This window comes from Larkinella sp. VNQ87, from assembly GCF_049445795.1.
Lineage (GTDB): Bacteria > Bacteroidota > Bacteroidia > Cytophagales > Spirosomataceae > Larkinella.
This window is the reverse complement of record NZ_JBMSDT010000014.1, coordinates 184638-206893: the sequence shown is the minus strand read 5'-3', so window position 1 is coordinate 206893 and position 22256 is coordinate 184638. Positions and strand designations below refer to the sequence as shown.

The window sequence follows — 22256 nt, the reverse complement described above, 5'->3', positions numbered from 1 at the left end:
CGCGGAAGCGAATGCCAATCAAAACCGGCCTTAAATTCTGTGAGGTGTTTTTGCCGGTACGGGAATTAAGAACTAAATTTAGTCAAAGAAAATTTCATCGCAATGCACGTATGAACACAAATAGTATACTGCTTGTCGTCATCCGCCTGTTGGCTGGCCCGGTTTTGGCGCAGCGTCGCCCGGCGCAGGCTGTTGCCTCTGTTCCATACACGCTAAACGGTCGCTAACGTTGTTTTGCTGTCCGCCAATCTGAATTTTACTCAATGAATCAACCTTTCCGGTTTCTGATTATTCAAACCGCTTTTATCGGCGATGTCATTCTGGCAACGTCCCTGATTGAAAAACTACACGCCCATTACCCGGATGCCCACCTGGATGTGCTGGTTCGGAAAGGCAACGAAGGTTTGCTGAAAGGCCACCCGTTTCTGAACGAAGTGCTGGTCTGGGATAAGAAAAACGGCAAGTACCGGGATCTGCTCCGGCTGCTCCGAATCATCCGGCCGCGCCGGTACGACAAGGTGATCAACCTCCAGCGTTTCGGAGCCACGGGGCTGCTGACGGCCCTGTCGAACGCAACTGAAACCGTTGGCTTCAGTAAAAATCCATTCTCTCGGTTTTTTACGTACCGGGTCGAACACCGGATTGCGCCGGGTATCCACGAAATCGACCGGAACACGGAATTGGTCAGTGACTTTACAAACCGGGCCGTTTACCGCCCCCGGTTGTACCCATCGGCAACCGATTTCAACCTGGTCGAACCCTATCAGGACCGGCCCTATATTTGCGTAGCGCCCACATCGGTCTGGTTTACCAAGCAGTATCCCGAAGAACAATGGGTCGATTTTCTGCAACGTGTTCCGGCTCCTTACACTGTATACCTGCTGGGCGCACCGTCGGATGTGGAAGCCGTCGAGCGTATCCGGCTCAGTGTGGACAGTGAGCGGGTGATCAGTCTGGCGGGCAAACTGCCTTTGCTGGCGTCGGCGGCTTTGATGCAGGGCGCGCAGATGAACTTTGTCAACGACTCGGCCCCCCTGCACCTGGCCTCGGCGGTCAACGCGCCGACAACGGCCATTTTCTGCTCCACCGTGCCGCAGTTCGGCTTTGGTCCACTGGCCGATGAGTCGCATCTGGTTGAAATCGAAGAAATTCTGGAATGCCGCCCGTGCGGGCTGCATGGGCGTAAAGCCTGTCCGCTGGGCCATTTTTTATGTGCCCATGGCATCCGGACCGAACAACTCCTGGAACGAATCCCGCACTGAGGCTTTTGCCGGGATCAATCAAAAGGATTCATATTCGTACTGCTCCAGCACCGATGCGCTTCCAGCCTGCATGCGTCTGACCGGCAAGTTGTTGGTATAGACATATCGATATTCATCGACGCTTGGCTTGGCCTGGGTACCGGATTGCGTCAGGTAGGTCGAAGCCCGGATGCAGTTATTTCTCGACCAGCTCATCTGATCGAAAATCGGGCAGTCGGTCAGCCGGTACGGATTAGTTTTGGTGTCGTATTCGTAGACAATCCGGCGGGTTTGCGTCGAGGCTGCTGCGTTCCGCTGGAGTGGAACCGTCGTGACGGTTTCTTCAACCAGATTGTCCTGGTCGTCGTAGCGGTACTGGTGTGTTGTCAGGGTAACGGGGGAGGTAGCGGCTTTCTCGCCCCGAACGGCGTAGGTGTACCGTTGGCGACCCACCACCTGCCCGACTGCGTTGTAAGTCAATGAATCCGAGTAGAAAAGTGCCCGGTCGGGTTGAGTTGGCAGGGTGCCTTTGCGGAGAATATACCGCTCTACGGTGCCCAGGCGTCCCTGTGCATTGTATTTATACAATTCGGAATACCCGTAGTTCCAGGGCGTTTCGGGATGTACGTACTGCATGGAATACGCCGTGAGTTTGCCGGTTGGGTTGTAGCCGTGCTGGGTCTGACTGAGGGGTGTCTGGTTACGGGTCAGTTCTTCTTTAGTCAGTTTGCCTTTGGCGTCGTAGAAAAACTGCCGAACGCTACCGTCGGAATACGCAATTTTCTTGAGTCGGTTTTGGGCGTGGAGGGACTGCGTAGCGGTCAGAACAAGTAACAAGCTGAAAAAGAGGGTGGAACGAAACACTTTTTGCATAACGCTGGGAGATGGGTTGTGTTGAGTAGAGGCTTGCAAAAACTATGCCCGTAAAAAAAGCCACTCTCGAAAGGGCGGCTTTTCTGGTGATTTTACCAAAATTAGTTTTTGCGGTATTGCTCGATAATCTTATAAAGCGCTTTTTGCTTTTCCAGTTCGGGAAAGAAATCGAACAACTGGCTGTGCTGCTCGTAATTGAGTGTCAGCGCAGCTTCCAGGCTGACGAGCGCTTCGCGGTACGAACCAGCATGGATGAGGTAGATGACCGCCCGGTAGTATAGATCCGCTTCCTGGGGCAATTCTTCAATGCCCATCTCGATGATCTCGTGGGCCCGGGCAAAGTCGCCCTGATCGAACAGCACCAGCGACCATTGCAGGTAGACATCCACGTTGGTTGGGTCCGCATTGACGGCTTTTTCAAAGGCTTCCAGGCTCGAAATCCCGTTGCCAAGCTTGTACTCGGTTTCGGCCAGGGCCAGCCAGTATTCCGCGTTCTTCTCGTTGAGCTTCAGCGCTTTCCGCAAAAACGGGATGGATTCATGCCATTTGCCCAGTTCGCTCAGACAAACGCCGATGCCGTAGTAGCCTTCGTCCCAAAGGTTGTCCAGGTGAACCGCGTCACGGTACCGGGTGATGGCTTCGCCGTAGCGGTTTTGTTTCTCCAGGCTCGCACCCAGGTAACAATACGTTTCGGCCGTCGCTTCTTCGTACTTCAGCGTGTTCCGGTAGGCTTCCTCCGCTTTGACGAATTCGCCCAGATTCATGTACGTATTCCCCAAATTGAAGTACGCCGACGCAAAATCTTCCTTGATGATTGTCGCGTAATCGTAAGCTTCGGCGGCTTCCTTGTAGCGGCTTAGCTTGCTGTAGGCAATGCCGATGTTATACCAGGCGTTGTGCGAATAGGGGTCACGGTCGATCAGTTGCTGGTAATAATCCAGGCTGTTCTCCAACTCGCCGATCAGATCCAGGCAGAACGCCAGTTCGTAAAGGGAGTTTTCGTTGTTGATGTTATGATTGATCGATTTTTTGTACTGCTCGATGGCCTCTTCATATTTGCCCCAATTTTGGTAGGTTTGCCCGATCTGGAAGTAAATATCGTCCTTCTCGTCGGCGGTTTCGAGTAAATCCGTCAGAATTTCGATGGATTGTTCGTAATGCCCGGCCAGGTTGCTGATCGTGCCCTGCATGTACTGCACATCGGGGTCGCTTGGGTTGTAGAGGGCCGCTTTGTCCAGAAGACTCAGGGCCTGCTCGAACTTGCCGTTCGTGGCCAGCAACTGGGCTTTATCCAGCATCAATTCCAGCGAGTAAGGGAAATTATCAAGACCGGCCTCACAGGCTTTCATGGCTTTTTCCAGATCGCCCTCTTCCATGTAATGTTCGACCATCTGTTCGTAAACATCCAGGTCGAAAAATTGGGTTTCAGTTCCTCCCAGCATACTTTCAAATCGCTGTAACGAGGCCTGTATTTCGCTTTCTCTTTCCTCAAACTCTTGCTCCATATTCACATCGTACGGGGGTTACGTATAAATTATACACCACCATTTAGCGTGGAATTCTAGTAGAAATATACAACTTATAATCTATTTCACAAGGATTCCGGTAAAAAATGTACCCACCGGTTTTAGCCTTTTCGGGCAGTTGTTGGCGATCAGGTTTTTAGCTAAATCGTCCGGTTTTTTAGTACTGGGTCTGTCTGAAGAACATCGAAATGCGCCGAATCGTTTCGTCCATGTCCCGGTAGCGGAAGTCAAGTATCTTCTCGATTTTCCGGCCATCGTAGCGATAAGAACCCGAGGCCGAGCGGGCGGTTTCGCGGGTAATCAGCGGGGCCTTGCCGGTCAACCAGGCCCGCACGGCTTCGAGTGGCCACAGCAGCCGGGTGAGCTTTGGCGAGACGGCAATGCGCGGTCGTTTTTTGCCCAATGCATCCGCCAGTTTGTCGAGAAATGTTTTGTACGACATACTCACGGCGGTCAGGATAAACCGCTGGGCAGTGATGTCGCTTCCCATCAGTTGAAAAACCGCTTCGGCCACATCCAGCACATCGACCAGGTTGACGATTCCGGCGGGGTAGAACGGTTTTTCGTCAAAGGCGTATTTAAAAAGCTGCGTACTGCTGCGGGTCCAGTCGCCCTCGCCGAGCACCAGCGACGGGTTGACGATCACGGCGTTGAGTCCTTCGGCGAGGGCGCGCCAGACCTCCAGCTCGGCCCGGTATTTGGTCTGGCCGTAAAACGAGTTCTGGGGCGACTCTTCCCAGCGCTGCTCCTCGTCGATGAGCGTAGCGATGTCGGTTGTGACCTTATTGGTCGGCCGTCCGATGGCCGCAATCGAACTCACGTAGCCCAACTTCCGGATGCCTTTCGCCAGACAGACGTTGACGACGTTGGCAGTCCCTTCGACGTTCACTTTGTCCATACGGTCGCGGTCTTTGGGCGCATATGAAACGATGGCGGCTACGTGGATCACATCGACCGTTCCGCTTTTCTGCGCCGTCTGAATTGCTTCTTCCAGCGACGGAATGTCGAGAATATCGCCTTCCAGCCAGGTAATTCGGTCTTTTACATCATGCAGAAGGCTCAGGTCGCTGCCGGTTCGCCGGAGTGCAGCCACTTTCCGGCCCGCTTCCAGGTATCGCCGGACAATGTGGCTGCCAATGAGGCCGTTGGCGCCGGTGATGAGGGTTATGTCAGGTTGTGAGGAAGTCATTCAGGATGCGTTCAAGGGTGATGAAACCGGGTGCCTGGCGGGCGTGTAGGTCGGTAAGGAGTTGGAGGTACTGTCCGTCGGAGCCAATCGTGGTACGCTTCATGGCTTTGCAAAACGCCCGAAGTTCCGGACTGAATCCGTACGTAGCTACATCAAGGTTCACTTCCTGCGCGTTCCAGAGCAGAAAGGAGTCGATCGCTTTATCCAGCATAATCAGATGTTGGCTGGTCCCGGTTTTTTGCCCGTAGGTAATTCGATTGTTTGCCTCAATAAAGGTGAAATCATCAAAATAAGGCGGTCGGTATTTGGGTTTATAAGTCACATCCTTATCGATTATTCCAACAACTTTATAGGTCGGTTGATTTACCAGGGCGCTTTTCATGGCTTTTACAACATTGTGGACGCCAAAACTGTGGTCAATGACAGCCGCCGATGGAAGTAGCATAGCCACCAGCGCCGTATCTGCGAAGCACTCAGGCAGAAACAGAACGTCCGGCATTGGGAATAAATTTGTCTAAGTTAAAGAACACATCGGTGCTGAAATCAAGAATATGCCGCAGGTCTTGAGCGGTCAGCGCGTGTACTTTGGTTTCATAGTTTTCGTAGTACGTCACGAAAACGTTCAATTGATCTTCTTCCAGATTTTCAATGAACGTGTGCAGCAGATAAGGACTGTGCGTTGAGATAAAAAATTGGTTCTCCGTGCTGTAAATCATTCGATACGCCAGTTCCTGCGTATACGGCGGAAAGGAATGGACTTCCGGTTCTTCTAAAATGATGACAGAGTCCTTATTGGACTCAACAGCAGTGATGTAAAACATAAACCGCCGGAAGGTGTCGGCGATGGAGAAGAACGGATATTGAGTAACGTATGGCCCATCTTTTTTCTGCAGAATAAACTCTTGTTCTGCGTCAAATAAAACAAGTTCCAACTGTTGTTCAGTAAACAGTTTGGCAAACTCACCCCACAAATCTTTTCTTCTTCTGATTACTTCGTAAAGGTTTGGCCCATTGGGAGGTAATAAAAATTCCTGAAATAGGTTTTCGAAATCTGTTAAATTTAAAAAATCATATTTTTTAACAGAGTTTAATCTTTTAAAAGATCTATCAGTTTCAGGAAGAATTACACGATCAAATTTGCCATCTTTTTGAATAGAAATTAGCTGTGTGCCTGAATACTGTTCCAATGTATTGTAATGCCGTCGATCGCGCTTGACGGCTTGGTAAGCTTGATAAGAAGAAAGCAGTAAGCGAAACGTCGTCTCAACTTGTGGTACAACTGAAGAGGAAAATAAAACGGCTACTTGTTTGTCTGAGATAACCTCAATGGTTTGTCGAGTTTCACTATCACGATAAAGGTGTTTCAATTCTTTATAACGAGTAAAACCGTCCATAAACCTTTCGGCACTATACTCCGCCCCCAACAACCCCAACGCTTCCAGTATATTCGATTTTCCCACGTTCGGCTTGCCGATGAAGACGTTTACTCGTTTACAATCCTTAAGTTCTAAGTCCTTGATCGACTTGAAGTTTTTGATTTCGACCCAATTCAGGAAATTATTCGTGCTTTCCATGGTGTTCTCCGTAAACCGGCCCGTTTGCGGCCCTTTGCGTAAACATAACAAGGTTTGACGCCGATTTGCTAATTTCGCGCCAAAATAAGGTGAGAAAGTACGCGGTCGAGCGTCCGGCGGAACCCGGATTTGTTTTTACCCTGAACCGCATACCGTATACCGAAAACCGACCATCATGTCATTAGAAAACCCGCAACGCTATACCGTCACGGCGGCCCTGATTTACGCCAACGGCCCGATTCACATCGGACACCTGGCCGGTTGTTACCTGCCCGCCGACATCTACGTGCGCTACCTCCGGGCGACGGGCAAGGATGTGGCCTTCATCAGCGGGACCGACGAACACGGCGTTCCGATCACGATCCGGGCGCAGAAAGAGGGCGTCACCCCGCAGGAAATTGTCGACAAGTATTACGTCCAAATCAAACGGTCGTTCGAAGACTTTGGCATCTCGTTCGACATCTACTCGCGGACCTCGAAGCCGATTCACCACGAAACCTCACGGGAGTTTTTTCTGAATCTCTACAACTCCGGCAATTTTACGGAGGAAGTCACCGAGCAGTATTACGACGAAACCGCCAAACAATTCCTGGCCGACCGCTACATCGTGGGCGTCTGCCCGGTTTGCGGCAACGAAAATGCCTACGGCGATCAGTGCGAACGCTGTGGCTCGACGCTCAGCCCCACGGAGTTGAAAGAACCCCTGCGCTCGATGCTCTCCGGCTCAAAACCGGTGTTGAAAGCAACCAAAAACTGGTACCTGCCGCTCGACCGGATGCAGCCGCGCATCGAGGAATACATCAACAGCCATCCGGAATGGAAAACCAACGTGATGGGGCAGTGTCAGTCGTGGCTGAAAGAAGGGCTGCGGCCCCGCGCCATGACCCGCGACCTCGACTGGGGCATCAAAGTGCCGCTGCCCGACACCGAGGGCAAGGTGTTGTACGTCTGGTTCGATGCGCCGATTGGCTATATCTCGATGACCAAGGAGTGGGCCGAACAGCAGGGTCGCGATTGGGAACTGTACTGGCGCGACAAGGACACCAAGCTGGTGCATTTCATCGGAAAAGACAATATCGTCTTCCACTGCATTATTTTCCCGGCGATGCTGATGCACGAGGACAGTTATATCCTGGCCGACAATGTGCCCGCCAACGAGTTTATGAACCTGGAGGGCGACAAGATTTCGACATCGCGGAACTGGGCGGTCTGGCTGCACGAATACCTGAACGAGTTGCCGGGTAAACAAGATGTGCTGCGCTATGTGCTGGCGGCCAACGCGCCCGAAACGAAGGACAGCGAGTTTACCTGGAAGGATTTCCAGACCCGCAACAACAGTGAACTGGTGGGCGTCTTCGGCAACTTCGTGAACCGGGCGATGGTGTTGACGCAGAAGTTTTGTGACGGAAAAGTGCCGACGAAAGGCCCGTTGACCGAAACCGATCAGGCCGTGCTGGACGAACTGGCGCAGTTTCCCGACCGCATCGGACAGGCCATCGAGCAATACCGGTTCCGTGAAGCGCTGGCGTTGCTGCTGGACCTCGCCCGGCTGGGCAACAAATACCTGGCCGAAACCGAACCCTGGAAAGTGGCTAAAACCGACCCGGTTCGCGTTCATACCATCCTGAACATTGCCTTGCAGATTTCGGCTAGTCTGAGCATCGTCTGCGAGCCTTTCCTGCCCTTTACGGCGGAAAAACTGCGGAGGATCCTGAATACCGACCAGATCACCCCTACCGATGCGGTCGGCTCCGGTTTTCACTGGATCAACGCGGGCAAGGGCGATCTGCTGCCGCATGGGCACGTGCTGGGCGAAGCGGTTTTGCTGTTCGAGAAGCTGGAAGACGACGTTATCAATCAACAAATCCATAAACTGCACGAAGCCAAACGCATGAACGAACTGGCCGTTAAAACCGTCCCGGAAGCCAAACCGGTGATTCAATACGACGATTTTGCCAAAATGGATATTCGCATCGGAACCATTGTGGAAGCCGAGCGCGTACCCAAGAGTGATAAACTGCTGAAGTTGAAAGTCGACGATGGCACGGGCCAGCGCCAGATACTGAGCGGTATAGCGAAGCACTTCGAACCCGAAAAACTCATTGGTACGCAAGTCACCTTTCTGGCGAACCTGGCGCCCCGCAAAATGATGGGGCTCGAATCGCAGGGCATGATTCTGATGGCCGAAGACCGCGACGGCAGCCTGGCGCTGATTAGCCCCGACAAGGCGGTTTGGAACGGGGGGACAGTTTCTTGAACCCGGATTACGCAGATTAAAAGATTAACGGGATGGCTACCGCAATCTTTTACATCCTGATAATCTTTTAATCTGCGTAATCCAAGTTCAAGACTGTAAAAAGATAAAGCCTCCCGATCACTGCGAGAGGCTTTATACTGACTATTCCTAAACCCTTAACCTTTTCTTATCTAAAAACTTACCTTCTGAAAAAACCGTATAATTTGCCGGTTTTTGATTGTTACCATCTTTAAGACGTAAGCGATCTTCAGAAGTAACGAATTAAAATTCTAAGTTTCTTATCTAACTGAGAATTTCCTGATTTTGTTCAATTAACCTTCCGTTGAAGGACAATGCAAATATCGCAAGAAATTTCAAGAGTACAAATTTTATTTTAAAAAAATGTTGAACTGAATGGGTGGTATGCACTTGATTTGTAATAGGTTATAAGTTCAATTATAGCTTGTTTAGGCGGGTTTTTAAAATAAAATACTTTAAAATGCACAATTAAGCCAAAGGAAATTTTTATTTCTCAAAGTTGAAAATTCTTTAAAATATTATATTATTGGTTGAAAAAATTCATCGTGTGTTGTAGTCCGGAAGTACAAAAACTGATGACGGCATCCCCGGCCCGGTCGAGATGTTGGGGTAAAACCACCATTTCGTCTTCCGGAAACTGCCCCAGAACAAAGTCGACCTGACGACCTTTCGAAAAATCATTGCCAATTCCGAACCGTAAGCGAGCATACTCCTGCGTCCCCAGCACCTCGTCAATGTTCCGCAAACCGTTGTGGCCACCCGGTGATCCTTTGGGCTTCAGCCGCAACTTGCCAAAAGGCAAATCCTTGTCATCCGTAATAACCAGCAAATTTTCTGCCGGAATACCAAGCTGTTTCAAATACAAGCTAACGGCCCGACCGCTCAGGTTCATGTAGGTTGTCGGTTTGATCAAATGAATCACCTTGCCCTTGTGTCGCCACTCGGCCGTGTAGGCTAGCCGGTTGAGCGAAAAGCTGAAACCGTACTGGGCTGCCAGGCGATCCACTACCATAAAACCGGCATTATGACGCGTCAGCATGTATTCCGGACCGATGTTGCCAAGCCCGGCGATCAGAAATTTCATAGTAACTGTTTTGTTGAATCCCTTGACTGTTTGAACCCGCAAAGTTCGCAGAAACAAATCAACAAAAAACAGGCGCTGGAAACCAAAAACTGAAAACCGCCTAGTATCTTTCGTTCATGAATCAGAAACGCCTTATTCTTGCCAGCCCGTTGCTGGAGATTGTCATCAGCCGTCTGTGTCAGGAACTCATTGAAAATCATCAGGATTTTGCCGAAACTGTCGTGTTGGGCATGCAGCCACGCGGGATTTATTTTGCGAAACGAATCGTGGCCGAACTGAATCAGACACTGCAAAAAGAAATTCCATTGGGTTTTCTTGACGCGACGTTTTACCGGGATGACTTTCGCCGGCGCGACCTGCCGCTGCGACCGAACAACACGTACGTGCCTTTTCTGATTGAAAACAAAAAAGTTATACTGGTCGATGATGTCATCGCGACGGGGCGCATGGTTCGGGCGGCACTCGATGCCATGACGGCTTTTGGTAGACCGCAATCGGTCGAGTTGCTGGTGCTGGTCGACCGGCGGTATAACCGGGATTTGCCCATCAAACCCGATTATACCGGCAAACGGGTCAATACACTGGAATCGCAGCGTGTGCTGGTCGAATGGACGGAGCAGGGTGCCGAGACCGATCGGATCTGGCTCATGGAATAGAGCCGCATTAGCCCAAATGACAAAAAAACGCCCGAAATTCAGGACGTTTTGCATTTTCGGGCATTATAATCTGACTACGGAGATTCTCTATTGGTTAACCAAAACCGGTCGTTCATGGCTCTCTGGCTATCATTAATATACTTACTGTTTTTAATTGTCTGATAATTTGGTAGTTTTACTCAGTAATTTATTAGCTCTCTGTCTTCCAGCAAGTCTTTGTTCTGCGCTTTTACTATAGGAGCCCAAAAGCCATCATAGAGAACCCGCTTAGTATTTTGTTTGATAAACTAGCTTTTCGGCTCTTTTTTATCACTAAGCAGTGTAAGGTTCAACATATATATACTGAGCACTAATTAGAGTAAATACAGTTTAGTAAAAATGTTTGATAAAATATCATTAATTTAAGTACTTGTACTTAAACCCGCTATGCTTATATGATAAGTTCTGTTTTAACTTATGTTTCCCTTAGTCGGCTTGCCAAGGCCATGATAGAAGCCAGAAATCATCAGTTTACTTCACTGGTGTCGGCAGGACAGGCATGTAACCGGTTATACCGATTGACTAACCGCGACCATTGGATTGTAAAACACCAGCAGGAGCAAATTTATTGGGTATTACGTCCGAAACATGCCGAAGCATTCGAGAAGGAAGGACACGTAATTCTGACGCCCCGCAAACGAAAATAATAGTACTTTTTTTACTCAACGTGTATGAAGCGAGCCTGGGATTTATCCCAGGCTTTTTTGCTGCATGTTCGGTAATGGGGTATTATTGGATGGCAAAACTGGAATCTTTAGTTTGATGGCAGGTAGGCCCGAGCTGAAAACCACTATTTTACCCACCAGATCTGATTTAATCGGACGTTGCCGGGCAGAGTAACGCTGTATAGGACAGTTGCGCCTGAGCCAGCAAGTCCGCATACCGATCAATGCTGCTTTGATACCGTTGCATCAGGCGCGTTTTGTAGGGGCCTTTTGCCATTTCCTTTTTGGTAGAAAGGAGCAGATTTTGCATTTGCCCGAGCGTTTTCTGAAGATTCTCAATCCGGTTTTGTTTGGCTTTTAGTAATCGCGTAAACCATTCTGAAGGGGTGAGCTCCTGAACAACCGGTTTGTGCAGGGGCTGGGCCAGAATCGACTCCCATTCTTTTTTCAGAATACGGATTGGTTCCGAGAAAGGATGGTTATTGAAGATATCGAGCGGCAGGTCAATGATACCGTTCCCATCGCGCAGCGAAGCTCTAACAGGCTGACTTCCTCGCTGAACAATACCGCTCAGAATGTCAAAAGCCGTTTCCAGCTCATCAACCTGGCAGAAAAAATTTCGCCATTGCTGCTGGTTGTCGATTGTCGTTAAGGTGAGAACCATGTTGCTGCTTGTTCATTATTCTACAGAATAACGCTGAAGGAAATTTGAATATATAAAATGATTTAAATATAGCTGTTTGCTTACCAGAATGTTAGTAAGCGCGATTTAGAGTTCGGAGCCGGAGATGAGCGTAGCGGTCTTCACTCCAAGGAAAGATAATGACTTTTAAGTGAACTACTTACCTTCTTTTTTGAAAGTAGATACAAATTGGTTTAGCGTAAACTACTTATATTTTTATTATTCAATGGCCTTTAGGAAAGGGGGCATGGTAACCGGATTCAACTCTGTATAAAAAAATAGGGCGGGGCGTAGGGGGGAGGTTGCCGACGCGGGTCTTAGCGGCATAAAACAACAAATACCGTTTCAAACCGCTATAACAGCCATGAAAATTACATCCATTCTTTCTGTTTTTTTTGTTCTGACGTTAGGGTTACTGACCTCCTGCGATTACGAGCGCATAGGACCCTATGAAGAAGATGACCGCACCTACGGGCTGACCAACTTCGACCGGGTCGATATGGGCAGTGCGTTTACCATCACGGTTGAGGAAGGCAGCAATTTCAGCATCGAAGCCCGGGGTAACCGCCGGGATCTGGACGACCTCGACATTTACACCAGCAACGGAACGCTGTATGCCAAATACCGCAACGGTCATCGCAACCGTCGGTACGACATGCACATCGACATCACGATGCCAACCCTGCGCGGGGCCGAGTTTTCGGGCGCATCACGGGCGGAAGTGTTTGGCTTCCAGGGCTTACGCGAACTGGATATTCGGTTGTCGGGCGCGTCGCGGGCCACATTTGATGTCGACGCCGACCGGACTAACATCGACGTATCGGGCGCATCAGACCTGGATTTGAAAGGAGCCAGCGGTTTGTTGATCGGCGAACTGTCGGGTGCCAGCAAGATGGAAGCCTTTGACTACCCGGTCGACGAAGCCGAACTCGACCTCTCGGGTGCCAGCACAGCCCGGGTGCGGGTCGTCAAACGGCTGGAAGTCGAAGCCAGCGGGGCCAGTAGCGTTCGGTACCGGGGCAATCCGGAACTGAGAACGCGGCTGTCGGGTTCCAGCACGGTTCGGCAGGATTGATTTCACAGAAAAAGGAAGTGAGAGTCAAGACGAAAGGGCTTCAACAAAAAAGGACGCACCGACAAGGGCGTCCTTTTTTGTTGGCTCATTTTTATGGTTACTCAATGACTTTGGCCACTTCCAGTTCCTGCGGTTTTTTCGGCTTTACCTTTTTGCGGGTAAACCGGGCAATCAGCCGGTCGACCACCAGGTACATCGACGGCACCACCAGCAGCGTCAGCAGGAGCGAGGAGGTGAGCCCACCGATGATGACCCAGGCCATCCCGTTTTTGGTTTCGGCCCCGGCCCCACTCGCCAGCGCAATCGGCAACATCCCCAGAATCATCGCCAGCGTCGTCATCAAAATCGGCCGTAACCGCTCTTTCCCGGCTTCGATCAGGGCGTGAATCACGTCGTGCCCTTCGGATTTCAACTGATTCGCGAAGTCGACAATCAGAATGGCGTTTTTGGCCACCAGACCCAGCAGCATGATCATCCCAACAATCGAGAAAACCGTCAGGCTTTCCATCGTGAGGGCCAGCGCCAGCAACGCGCCGATCAGGGCCACCGGAATCGAGAACAGCACCACGAACGGATAAACCACGCTTTCGTACAGCGCCACCATGATGAAATACACCAGCAAAATGGCAATCATCAGGGCCAGACCGAGGCTGCCGAAGGCATCCGACTGCTGTTGTAACTGACCAAGGTACTGAATCGAGATGCCTTCCGGCAGTTTTACCGTTGCCATTTTCGCCTGAATATCAGCCCCTACGGTTCCGACCGGACGACCCACGACCTGCGCGTTGATGGTGACGGACGAAAGCCGGTCGATGCGTTCCAGTACGCTTTCCCCGATTTGTTCCTGAACCGTGGCAAACTGCGAGAGTTGGAAGGTTTTACCCTGGTTGTTCACAAACGTCAGGCGGCTGATGTCGCTGGCACTCGTGCGGTCGAAACGGTCAAGGCTGATCAGAATGTCGTATTCATTCCCGCCCTGCTTGAACTTCGACTGGTCGTTGCCCCGGAATGCAGTTTGCAACGCAATCCCAACTTCCGACGCATTGATTCCGAGTTGCGCCATTCGTTCCCGGTCGAGGTTGACGGTCACTTCCGGTTTCGGGTCTTTTACCGAATACTTCACATCCTGCGTTCCCGCTACCGATTTGGTCACGTTCAGAACCGTCGCAGCCGCTGCCCGAATGTCTTTCAGGTTGGTTCCTTTCACGGCAATCTGAATCGGAGCTTGTTGCGCACCCACAATCCCGACCGGACTCACGGTGACTTTTGTCCCCGGAATCTTGCTGACTTCCTCTTTCAGGATTTGCCCGAATTCCTCGGTCGAAACCGTGCGTTGTTTTTTATCAACCAGCTTCACGTTCACATCGGCCAGGTTGCTGTTCGATGCCGTCGCCAGCCCGTTGCTGCTGTACCCGACGTTCGTAAACACGTTCGTCACTTCGGGGTGCTTCATGATGATCTGCTCGGCCTGCTGGGCAATCGAGTTTGTCTGGTAAATTGACGCCGTGGGAGCGAGTTCAATCTGTACATTCATTTCACCCTGATCACTCTGCGGCATGAAGGCCCCCCCGATAAAACCGGCCGGTACGAGCGCAATCGAGCCGACCATTAGCGCAATCGTTGCCAGGAAAATATAACGCTTGTGGCCCAGCACCCACACCAGAATACGGCCATAGGCGTTGGTTAGGCGGGTGATCAGGTTTTCAAAACCGAGGTTCAAACGGCCCCAGAGCGATTTTTGGCTCAACACTTCAATTTTGCCAAACCGGGATGCCAGCAAGGGCGTCAGTGTAAACGATACCAGCAAGCTCATCAGCGTCGAGAAAACGACCACGAGCGCGAATTCGCGCAGGATGTTCCCGATCAAACCGCCCGTCATCGCCAGTGGCACGAACACCACCACGTCGACCAGCGTAATCGCCAGGGCCGTAAAGCCAATCTCGCTCCGTCCGTCGAGGGCCGCTGTCCGTTTATCCTTGCCCATTTCGAGATGCCGGTTGATGTTTTCCAACACCACAATCGAGTCATCGACCAGAATCCCAACGACCAGCGACAAGGCCATCAGCGTCATCAAATTCAGCGAGAAGCCCATCAGGTACATGAGCGCAAACGTCGGAATCATCGACGACGGCAGGGCCACCAGGACGAACAGGGCCGACCGGAGGCTGTGCAGGAACAACAGCATCACCACCGAGACGATCAGAATCGCCAGCCCCATGTCGAACACCACCGCATCAGCCGATGCCAGCGTATACACCGACTGGTCGGACGCAATGTTGAATTTCAGGTTGATGTTGCCGTACTGTTTTTCCAGTTGGGTAATCTTGGCCTGCGTCAACTGGCTGACCGACACGGCGTTGGCGTCCGACTGCTTCTGAATTTGCAACCCAATGGAAGGCCGGGCGTTGATGTGGTTGATGGCGGTCGGTTTCGTCGTGGCATCGACCACTTCGGCCACATCGTTCAGCAGCACCTGGCTCCCGTTGGTTTTGCGGGCAATAATCAGATTCCGCAGCCGATTGGTCGTTTCGACGGAGGCATCAAACCGGATCGAGTACTGCGACTCGCGGGTTTCCAACTGACCGGCCGGGTAGCTGGTGTTGGCGGCTGCAATGGCCTGCGACACCTGCGTGATCGACAGACCATAAGCCCGGAGTTTCTCCTGATCAACATTCACCTGAATTTCCCGTTCGTTACCACCGATGACGTTCACCTGGCCGACGCCCGAGACGTTCGACAACTGCGGCTTGATGTTGTCGTCGATCAGGTCATAGAGTTCGGTTGGCGAAAGGTCGGCCGTAACACCCATCCGCAAAACCGGGATTTCGTCGGTCGAGAATTTGTTGATGATCGGGCGGTCGGCTTCGTCGGGCAACAGGTTGATGATCTGCTCCACCTTCCGCTGGGCATCCTGCTGGGCGAGCGTCGTGCTGACGCCGTTTTTCAACTGCACCACCACGATGGAAGCGCCTTCCTGCGAGGTGGAGGTCATACGGTCCAGCCCTTCGAGCGACGACAGGGCGTCCTCGATCCGCTTGGTCACGTTGGTTTCCACCTCGTCGGCGGAAGCACCCCGGTAGGTCGTTGCCACACTGATGACGTTGGCTTCGAACTTCGGCAGCAGGTTGTAAGACAGTTGCTGGTAGCTCAGCGCCCCGAACAGAATCAGGACAATAAAGACCGTCGTTACCAACAAGGGCCGTTTGACGGCTATTTCGGATACTGACATGTTGATGTTTTTTTACGTACCCACAGACTTTAGTCCGTGTTTTTTGAGCTTATCCAAGCTAGATAGTTGAGCTAACTCACACGGACTAAAGTCCGTGGGTACGGGGTTATTTGGTAACTTGTACGAGTTTGCCATCGCTCAGGTTCAACTGGCCGGTGGTCACCACCTGATCCCCGGCCGACAGGCCGTCCAGCACTTCAATCGTATCGCCAAACTCGCGGCCCACTTTGATCTTCCGTTGTTTGGCGGTATTGCCTTCAAGGACGTAGACATACGGGTTCTTGATGCTTTCGACCAGGGCAATGCGTGGAATCTGCAACGCCTTCTGGTTTGATTTCTGCGAGAAATCGACGTTCACAAACGTACCGGCTTTCAGACCGTTGGCGCTACCAATCGTGATTTCGACCGGGTAATTATGTTCGTCGGTACCCTGCGGTGCGATATACGAGATTTGTCCGGAGTACGTTTTGCCGGGGAACACATCGGCCGTTACCCGAACCGTCTGGCCTTTGCGCAGTTGGTACACATCACTTTCGTTAACCAGTACATTGACTTTCAGGCGGTTGACGTCCAGTACCGTCCCCAAAACCGTCCCCGGCGTAATGTATTCACCCGGTTCGATGTCTTTTTTGACGATCTGACCGCTGATCGGCGCTTTGACATTGGCATCCTGAATCTGCTTTTTGATCTGCTCCGCCTGGTTGACGGCGTTTTCGTAGTTGTATTTCGTCTCGTTCACCTGAATTTCCGTCGTCGCATTTCCCGCCAGCAGCGTGTTGTAGCGGTTAACGTCTTTCTTCAGCTTTTCGATGCTCAACTGTGTGGCTTCCAGCGACAGTTCTTTCAGCCGGTTGTCCAACTGCACCAAAACCGTTCCCTGCCGCACCTGCGAGCCCAGGTCGAAATTCACCTGCGTGACCCGCCCGGCTGTTGTCGCCGTGATGCTGGCTTCCTTGAACGGAATCAGGTTCCCGGTTTTAACCAGTTGCTGACTGACCGCACCCTCCTCAACCGACGTTACCGTGACCGGAATGGCCACATTGGTGTTGGTTGGTGCTACTTTTTTCTCATCGATCTTCTTCTTGTTCGAAGCCAGCCGGAAGCCGATAAGCGCCGTAACAGCCAGAAAGGCTACTACAACGATGATGGTTGACTTTTTCATGGTGTTGTCGGTTGTATACTCAGAGTTGGTTATAAAAAGTTAACAGCGTGCCCTGCGATTGTTCGAGATCCAGCCGGGCCTGGTAGTAATTAATAAGTGAGTTGATGTAGTTCGACTGCGCCTGCCTGTACGAGTTATCGGCGTTGATCAGGTCTGTCAGCGACTTGGTGCCCTGCCGGTATTGCAGCGTGGTCACGTTGTACACCTCCTGCGCCAGTTTTACGGTTCGGTCGTCGTTCTGAACGGTGGTTTGGGCGCGTTGCAGCTGCGACTGCGAGTTGTTGAACTGCAACTGAAAGGCCGAAGCGTTCAACCGCTGCTGTTCTTCCTGCGTCAAGACCGTCAGCCGTTGCTGCTGAATCTGGGCGTCGCGTTGCAGACCGTCGAAAATCGGCACCCGCAGGCTTAGCCCGACGCTTCCAAAACCGGTAAAGTTCCGGAACGCATCGCCGAATTGGTTAGCGAAGGCTAGTGTACCGTAGCTGGCGCTGGCGCTCAGCGTTGGGAGGTAGCCCGCCTTGATCCGCTCCAGTTGCAGCCGTTGCAGCGCCAGATTGGTTTCGGCCTGTTGGAAGCTCACCAGTTTTTTGACATCAAACGGCGGGACTTCAATCGGCGCAATCTGATTGAACGCCAGCGAATCGGGCAGCACCAGCGGCTGATCGGCGGGCAGGCCCATCTGGTATTTCAACCGGTTGAGCGCCAGGTTTAGGTCGTTTTCGGCCACCGAGAGCTGTGAGCGCGTGTTGTTGTAGCTCACCTCGGTATTCGTGTAATCGATGGGCTGAATAACACCGTTGTCCCGCTGCAATTTCAGAATGTTCAGCACCTGCTGCGTCCGCTCCAGGTTGTCGCGCAGGAGGTTGATCTGCTGCTGAGCAATAAAAACCTGGTAGTAGTTGCTGGTGATGTTGTAAATAATCTCTTCCTGCGTCTGCCGGTTGTTCAACTGGGCCAGTTGCTGGTTCGGTTTGTTGGCTTTCAGCCCAATCAGTAACGATTTATCAAATATCGGCTGGGTAGCCTGGGCGCTGACGTTGGTCTGGTATTTCTGACCGAAGGCCACCCGAACCGGTTCGGGGCCAAAAATTCCGGCCGGAATAATCGACGTTTGCAGTTTGATATTATCTGTAAAATTTCCCGATCCTGTAACCTGTGGCAAATACAGCCCCACGGCCTGACGCGCCTGCTGATTGGCGGTTTCGGTTTGGTATTGTGCAATCCGTACGGTCCCGAAATGTTGCAAACCGTAATCGATGCAGCTTTTTAGCGACCAATCCGTTGTCTGGGCCAGGCCGGGCAACGAAGCGGCTAGCGAAAGCGACAAAACAAAGGCGACTAGCTTTTTCATAATTGTACTAAAAAAAGAAAAACTTAACTTGTGGATATGTCAACTGTAGATATATCAACGATTTATCTACGAAAAAAACAATTAGGGTTCAATCAGGTTCGAAATCTTTTTCAAAAGCTTCATGAGCGTTGTAACTTCATCCGGGGTCAATTGGTTTGTGACTTCCCGATCCAGTTTTTGAGCGGTCTCTATAATCTTGGTGATAATCAGTTTTCCGGCGGGCGTTAGCTCGACCAGGTTTTTGCGCCGGTCGATGCTATCGGGCGTAACGCGCAGATAGCCATCCCGTTCCAGCGTCCGAATCGAGCGTTGGATGCCGGATTTGTCTTTTTGGAGGATATTGGCAATATCCTGTTGCGACAGCAATCCTTCCGTTGAACAGTTCACGACAAACAAAACCGGGAGTTGTTCCAACTGCAGCGAGAAACCGGATTTGGCCAGATCCCGGTTTGTCTTTCGGGCAAACAAATGGGACACGTGGTTGACGTTGAAGATGAGCAGATCACCCAACTGATCGTATATTTTTTCCCGTATGGAAACGTCTTCTTTCACAATCATGGCTACAAATTTATTGTCCGTTGATATATCAACCAAATTTTCAAGAAAAAAGTTTTGTATTTTTTCAGTACCCCTGACCGCCGGGTCCGGGAAGTTTTAGCTATCTCATGGAGTAAAAAGCAACTCATGGATTCGGCGGGTCCGGTGGCGTTTCGTCCATCCGAATGGTCACTAAAAACTCCCCGGACCCGGCGGTCCGGGGTACTAGAGGGCATACCGGCCGGTGGCGGCATAGTGCTTGAGCTCGATGGTATCGCTCGGGAGCGGTTTGGAATTCCAGTGGGGGTGAATCGCCAGGGCGGAACCCAGGGCCGTGGCCTGGGCCATTGAAGCGGCAAACACCTCAGTGTCGGGAAACGCAGCCGCCAGCAGGTTCATGTAAAGGGGATTTTTACTAAAACCGCCATCCACAAAAATCCGCTTGACCGGTGAGTTAGCCAGCACGAGGTTCGTCGAAATGAGTTGCTGGGCCACAATATCGAGCATCAACTGGTGATAGGCTTCTTCGTACGTTCGGAAAACCGACAGGTCGCGGTGCCGGAAAAGGGATTCCTGGAGCGGAGGAGCCTTAACGCCCTCGAAGCGGTTGTCGCCGTTCGGCCGTGATTCCCGCAGGTATTGAATCAAATCCGGATTATAATCCACCTGTTTGTAATAATTGTCGGCGGTATTGAAATGAGCCGCCAGCCGTTTGGTCTGCTGTTCGTGTTCGTACCCGGCGAACAGGCGCGAGGCTTTGATGGGCTGCCCTTTGTAGTGCATGAAAGACAGGCAATCGTACTGCAACTCTTCGGCGGTCAACGGCGCGGTATTGAACGGGTTCAGGCTAATCGACCACGTGCCGGTGGAGATCAGCACGAACGGTTCCTGAAACGAGGCCAGGTACGGAATCAAAGCCGCCGAACTGTCGTGCAGGCCGACGCCCACCTTGAGCGGGTGATTCAGCCAGATGGCGTTCAGCACGCTGTCGGACGTAAAAATCGGCCCGAGTAACTTGTCCAGTTTTTCGGCAAACACCCAGTCGTGGTACTGGTTTTTGGTATAATCCCAGAACATCGTGTGGCAGCCGATGCTCGTCACGTCCGACAACACCTGCCCCGTAAACAGGTAACTCATATACTGCGGCAAATGCAGCGCGTACCAGATTTTGCGGAATAGCTTCGGTTTGTCGTACTTGATCCGGTACAGCATCAGGCCCGAATTCAAACTGTCCAGTTTCGGCGATGCGGTTTGCATGGCCAGCGTGGTTTCGTCGCCGTACGTATCGTAGAATTTTTTCCGGACCCCGGCCGGATACGGTTTCAGGTAGTTGTACAGATAGCCGATCGGGCGGCTTTCTTCGCTCAGGTACACCAAACTGGCGCCGTAGGTCGAAAAATTCAGCGCCCGAATGTCAAATTCCGGCAATTCCAGCACGTCCCGCAGGAGCGTTTGCACCCAGTTGGTCAGCCGGGCCAGATCTTCGCACGGATCGCCATCGTCATCGACAATTTCCTCAAACGGTTCCGTCCGTTCCCAGACGATCTCATACCGTTCGTTGAACAGAAACAACTTCTTGTTGGTCTTCCCAATGTCGAAAATGGCAATAACTGGCGTTTTCATATTTCAATGAGTGAATGAGCGAATGAGTGAATGAGTGAATAGCTTCGCCACTTCCGCTTCCTGCGAAGCTATTCACTCATTCACTCACCGCGCGGGCGGCCCCGTCGCTCATTCAAAATTAGATTAAAGTCCCGTTGCAATCGTTTTCAGGCCGCGTTCGCCGATGAGTTGCTGGCGGATGTTGAGTTGGCGGAAGAGGGCCAGCGGTTGCAAGGCGCCACCCGCCCGCCGACGCGCTTCGGCTACCAACGGTCGAACGTCGGTCCGGAATGCTTCCTGCAAAATTTCCTGCGCCCGCACTACATCGTTGACTTCCCGGGCTTCTTCCAGCGCCACACGGTCGACCAGCAGCGCCTGGGCGTAGGCCAGTTGAATGGCTTCGACGGATTGCAGCAGGTCTTCCAGCGGGTCTTTCACGTTGTGGCTGGCGTCGATCATCCAGCCCAGGTCCGTCGCGTGGTTCATGCCTTTGCTGTCCATGCCTTCAATTAATTCGTTGAAGATCAGGAATAATTGGTAAGGTCGAATGCTGCCCACGGTGAGGTCGTCGTCGCCGTACTTGGAGTCGTTGAAGTGAAAACCGCCCAGTTTGCCTTCCATCAGCAGTAGAGCCACAATCTGTTCGATGTTGGCATTCGGCAGGTGGTGACCCAGGTCGACGAGCGTATACGCTTTCGGGCCAAGTTTGTTGGCAAACAGCAGCGACGAACCCCAGTCGCCGACGGTCATCGAGTAAAAGTTCGGTTCGAAGGCTTTGTATTCCACGAAAACTTTCCAGTTGTCGGGCAGGGCCGCGTAGATTTCCTGCAAACTGTCCAGCGTGCGTTCGAAGGCTTTCCGGAAATTCAACTGGCCGGGGAAACACGAACCGTCGGACAGCCAGACCGTCAGCGACTTCGAGCCCAGCGCCACGCCGTGCCGGATCACCTCGATATTGTGGTCAATGGCCTGTTGCCGCACCACTCGGTCGACGTGTTGCAGTGATCCGAATTTGTAGCTATGTTGCTGATCCGGCTGGTCCTGAAACGTGTTCGAGTTCATCGCATCGAACCGCAGCCCGAAGCTGGCGGCCAGGCTTTTGATGGCTTCACCGTCGGTCGGAATGTCCCACGGAATGTGCAGGGAAATGGCTCCGCTCGATTGGTTGAGGGCGTGCAGTAGCCCCACATCCTCGATTTTTTCTTCCAGCGAACGCGGTTCACCTCCGCCCGGAAACCGGCCAAACCGGGTGCCGCCCGTGCCGAGCGCCCAACTCGGAATGGCAATCTGGAAGTCGATGAGTTTGTTGATGACCTCCTCGGCGTTGACAACTTCCTCCGTCCAGTACGACAGCTTCCGCTGGTGGGCTTTTTCGAGCTTGTTGTTATGATCGGCAATCTGATAGGATTCGAGTTTCATGAGCAGGTTAGGGGTTTAGGAAAGAGAGTTGTTACACAGGGTTTATCAGAGGTGATCAGAGAAAACCCTGATTAACT

The 22256-nt window shown here is 51.9% G+C and carries 17 protein-coding genes; 4 read left to right on the top strand and 13 right to left on the bottom strand.

Features of this window, described 5'->3' with window-relative positions; translation table 11 throughout:
* Positions 1-263 precede the first annotated feature (263 nt).
* Complete coding sequence (locus ACO2Q8_RS23375; RefSeq protein WP_423347292.1) at positions 264-1262, top strand: glycosyltransferase family 9 protein; 999 nt, start codon at positions 264-266, stop codon at positions 1260-1262.
* An 18-nt stretch (positions 1263-1280) separates the two neighbouring features.
* On the opposite strand, the gene ACO2Q8_RS23370 is transcribed toward ACO2Q8_RS23375, so the two are convergent.
* From ACO2Q8_RS23370 to ACO2Q8_RS23350, 5 genes are all read right to left on the bottom strand, one after another.
* Positions 1281-2114 carry a hypothetical protein gene (locus ACO2Q8_RS23370; RefSeq protein WP_423347291.1) on the bottom strand — a complete coding sequence of 278 codons (834 nt, stop codon included), beginning with the start codon at positions 2112-2114 and terminating at the stop codon, positions 1281-1283.
* Positions 2115-2215: 101 nt separating this feature from the next.
* On the bottom strand, positions 2216-3619 hold the full coding sequence (locus ACO2Q8_RS23365) for a tetratricopeptide repeat protein (protein ID WP_423347290.1): 1404 nt from the start codon (positions 3617-3619) through the stop codon (positions 2216-2218).
* Between the two features lie 178 nt (positions 3620-3797).
* Positions 3798-4829: an SDR family NAD(P)-dependent oxidoreductase gene (locus ACO2Q8_RS23360; RefSeq protein ID WP_423347289.1), complete on the bottom strand. Its 1032-nt coding sequence runs from the start codon at positions 4827-4829 to the stop codon at positions 3798-3800.
* Positions 4810-5328: a hypothetical protein gene (locus tag ACO2Q8_RS23355; protein ID WP_423347288.1), complete on the bottom strand. Its 519-nt coding sequence runs from the start codon at positions 5326-5328 to the stop codon at positions 4810-4812. The genes ACO2Q8_RS23360 and ACO2Q8_RS23355 overlap by 20 nt, the downstream gene beginning before the upstream one ends.
* Positions 5303-6403, bottom strand: coding sequence for an AAA family ATPase (locus ACO2Q8_RS23350; protein ID WP_423347287.1), 1101 nt, complete (start codon positions 6401-6403; stop codon positions 5303-5305). Before ACO2Q8_RS23350 ends, ACO2Q8_RS23355 begins: the two co-directional genes overlap by 26 nt.
* 175 nt (positions 6404-6578) lie before the next feature.
* On the opposite strand from ACO2Q8_RS23350, the gene metG reads away from it, so the two are divergent.
* Positions 6579-8660 carry a methionine--tRNA ligase gene (metG, locus tag ACO2Q8_RS23345; RefSeq protein WP_423347286.1) on the top strand — a complete coding sequence of 694 codons (2082 nt, stop codon included), beginning with the start codon at positions 6579-6581 and terminating at the stop codon, positions 8658-8660.
* Between the two features lie 541 nt (positions 8661-9201).
* On the opposite strand, the gene pth is transcribed toward metG, so the two are convergent.
* Positions 9202-9762, bottom strand: coding sequence for an aminoacyl-tRNA hydrolase (pth, locus tag ACO2Q8_RS23340; protein WP_423347285.1), 561 nt, complete (start codon positions 9760-9762; stop codon positions 9202-9204).
* A 116-nt stretch (positions 9763-9878) separates the two neighbouring features.
* Between pth and pyrR the strand changes: the two genes are divergently transcribed.
* Entirely contained in the window at positions 9879-10418 is a 540-nt protein-coding gene (gene pyrR, locus ACO2Q8_RS23335; RefSeq protein WP_423347284.1) for a bifunctional pyr operon transcriptional regulator/uracil phosphoribosyltransferase PyrR, read from the top strand.
* An 852-nt stretch (positions 10419-11270) separates the two neighbouring features.
* Here the strand turns inward: pyrR and ACO2Q8_RS23330 are convergent.
* Entirely contained in the window at positions 11271-11786 is a 516-nt protein-coding gene (locus ACO2Q8_RS23330; RefSeq protein WP_423347283.1) for a hypothetical protein, read from the bottom strand.
* Positions 11787-12168: 382 nt separating this feature from the next.
* Here ACO2Q8_RS23330 and ACO2Q8_RS23325 point away from each other — a divergent pair, with 382 nt between their 5' ends.
* Complete coding sequence (locus ACO2Q8_RS23325) at positions 12169-12879, top strand: head GIN domain-containing protein (protein WP_423347282.1); 711 nt, start codon at positions 12169-12171, stop codon at positions 12877-12879.
* A 97-nt stretch (positions 12880-12976) separates the two neighbouring features.
* Here the strand turns inward: ACO2Q8_RS23325 and ACO2Q8_RS23320 are convergent, their stop codons facing one another.
* From ACO2Q8_RS23320 to ACO2Q8_RS23295, 6 genes are all read right to left on the bottom strand, one after another.
* On the bottom strand, positions 12977-16108 hold the full coding sequence (locus ACO2Q8_RS23320; RefSeq protein ID WP_423347281.1) for an efflux RND transporter permease subunit: 3132 nt from the start codon (positions 16106-16108) through the stop codon (positions 12977-12979).
* Positions 16109-16214: 106 nt separating this feature from the next.
* Positions 16215-17270, bottom strand: coding sequence for an efflux RND transporter periplasmic adaptor subunit (locus tag ACO2Q8_RS23315; RefSeq protein ID WP_423347280.1), 1056 nt, complete (start codon positions 17268-17270; stop codon positions 16215-16217).
* 19 nt (positions 17271-17289) lie between these two features.
* Positions 17290-18621, bottom strand: coding sequence for a TolC family protein (locus ACO2Q8_RS23310; RefSeq protein WP_423347279.1), 1332 nt, complete (start codon positions 18619-18621; stop codon positions 17290-17292).
* An 81-nt stretch (positions 18622-18702) separates the two neighbouring features.
* On the bottom strand, positions 18703-19179 hold the full coding sequence (locus ACO2Q8_RS23305) for a MarR family winged helix-turn-helix transcriptional regulator (protein ID WP_423347278.1): 477 nt from the start codon (positions 19177-19179) through the stop codon (positions 18703-18705).
* Positions 19180-19383: 204 nt separating this feature from the next.
* A complete protein-coding gene (locus tag ACO2Q8_RS23300; protein ID WP_423347277.1) occupies positions 19384-20781 on the bottom strand; it encodes an FGGY-family carbohydrate kinase in 1398 nt (465 codons plus the stop codon).
* Positions 20782-20904: 123 nt separating this feature from the next.
* Positions 20905-22179: a sugar isomerase gene (locus ACO2Q8_RS23295; RefSeq protein ID WP_423347276.1), complete on the bottom strand. Its 1275-nt coding sequence runs from the start codon at positions 22177-22179 to the stop codon at positions 20905-20907.
* Between the last annotated feature and the right edge of the window lie 77 nt (positions 22180-22256).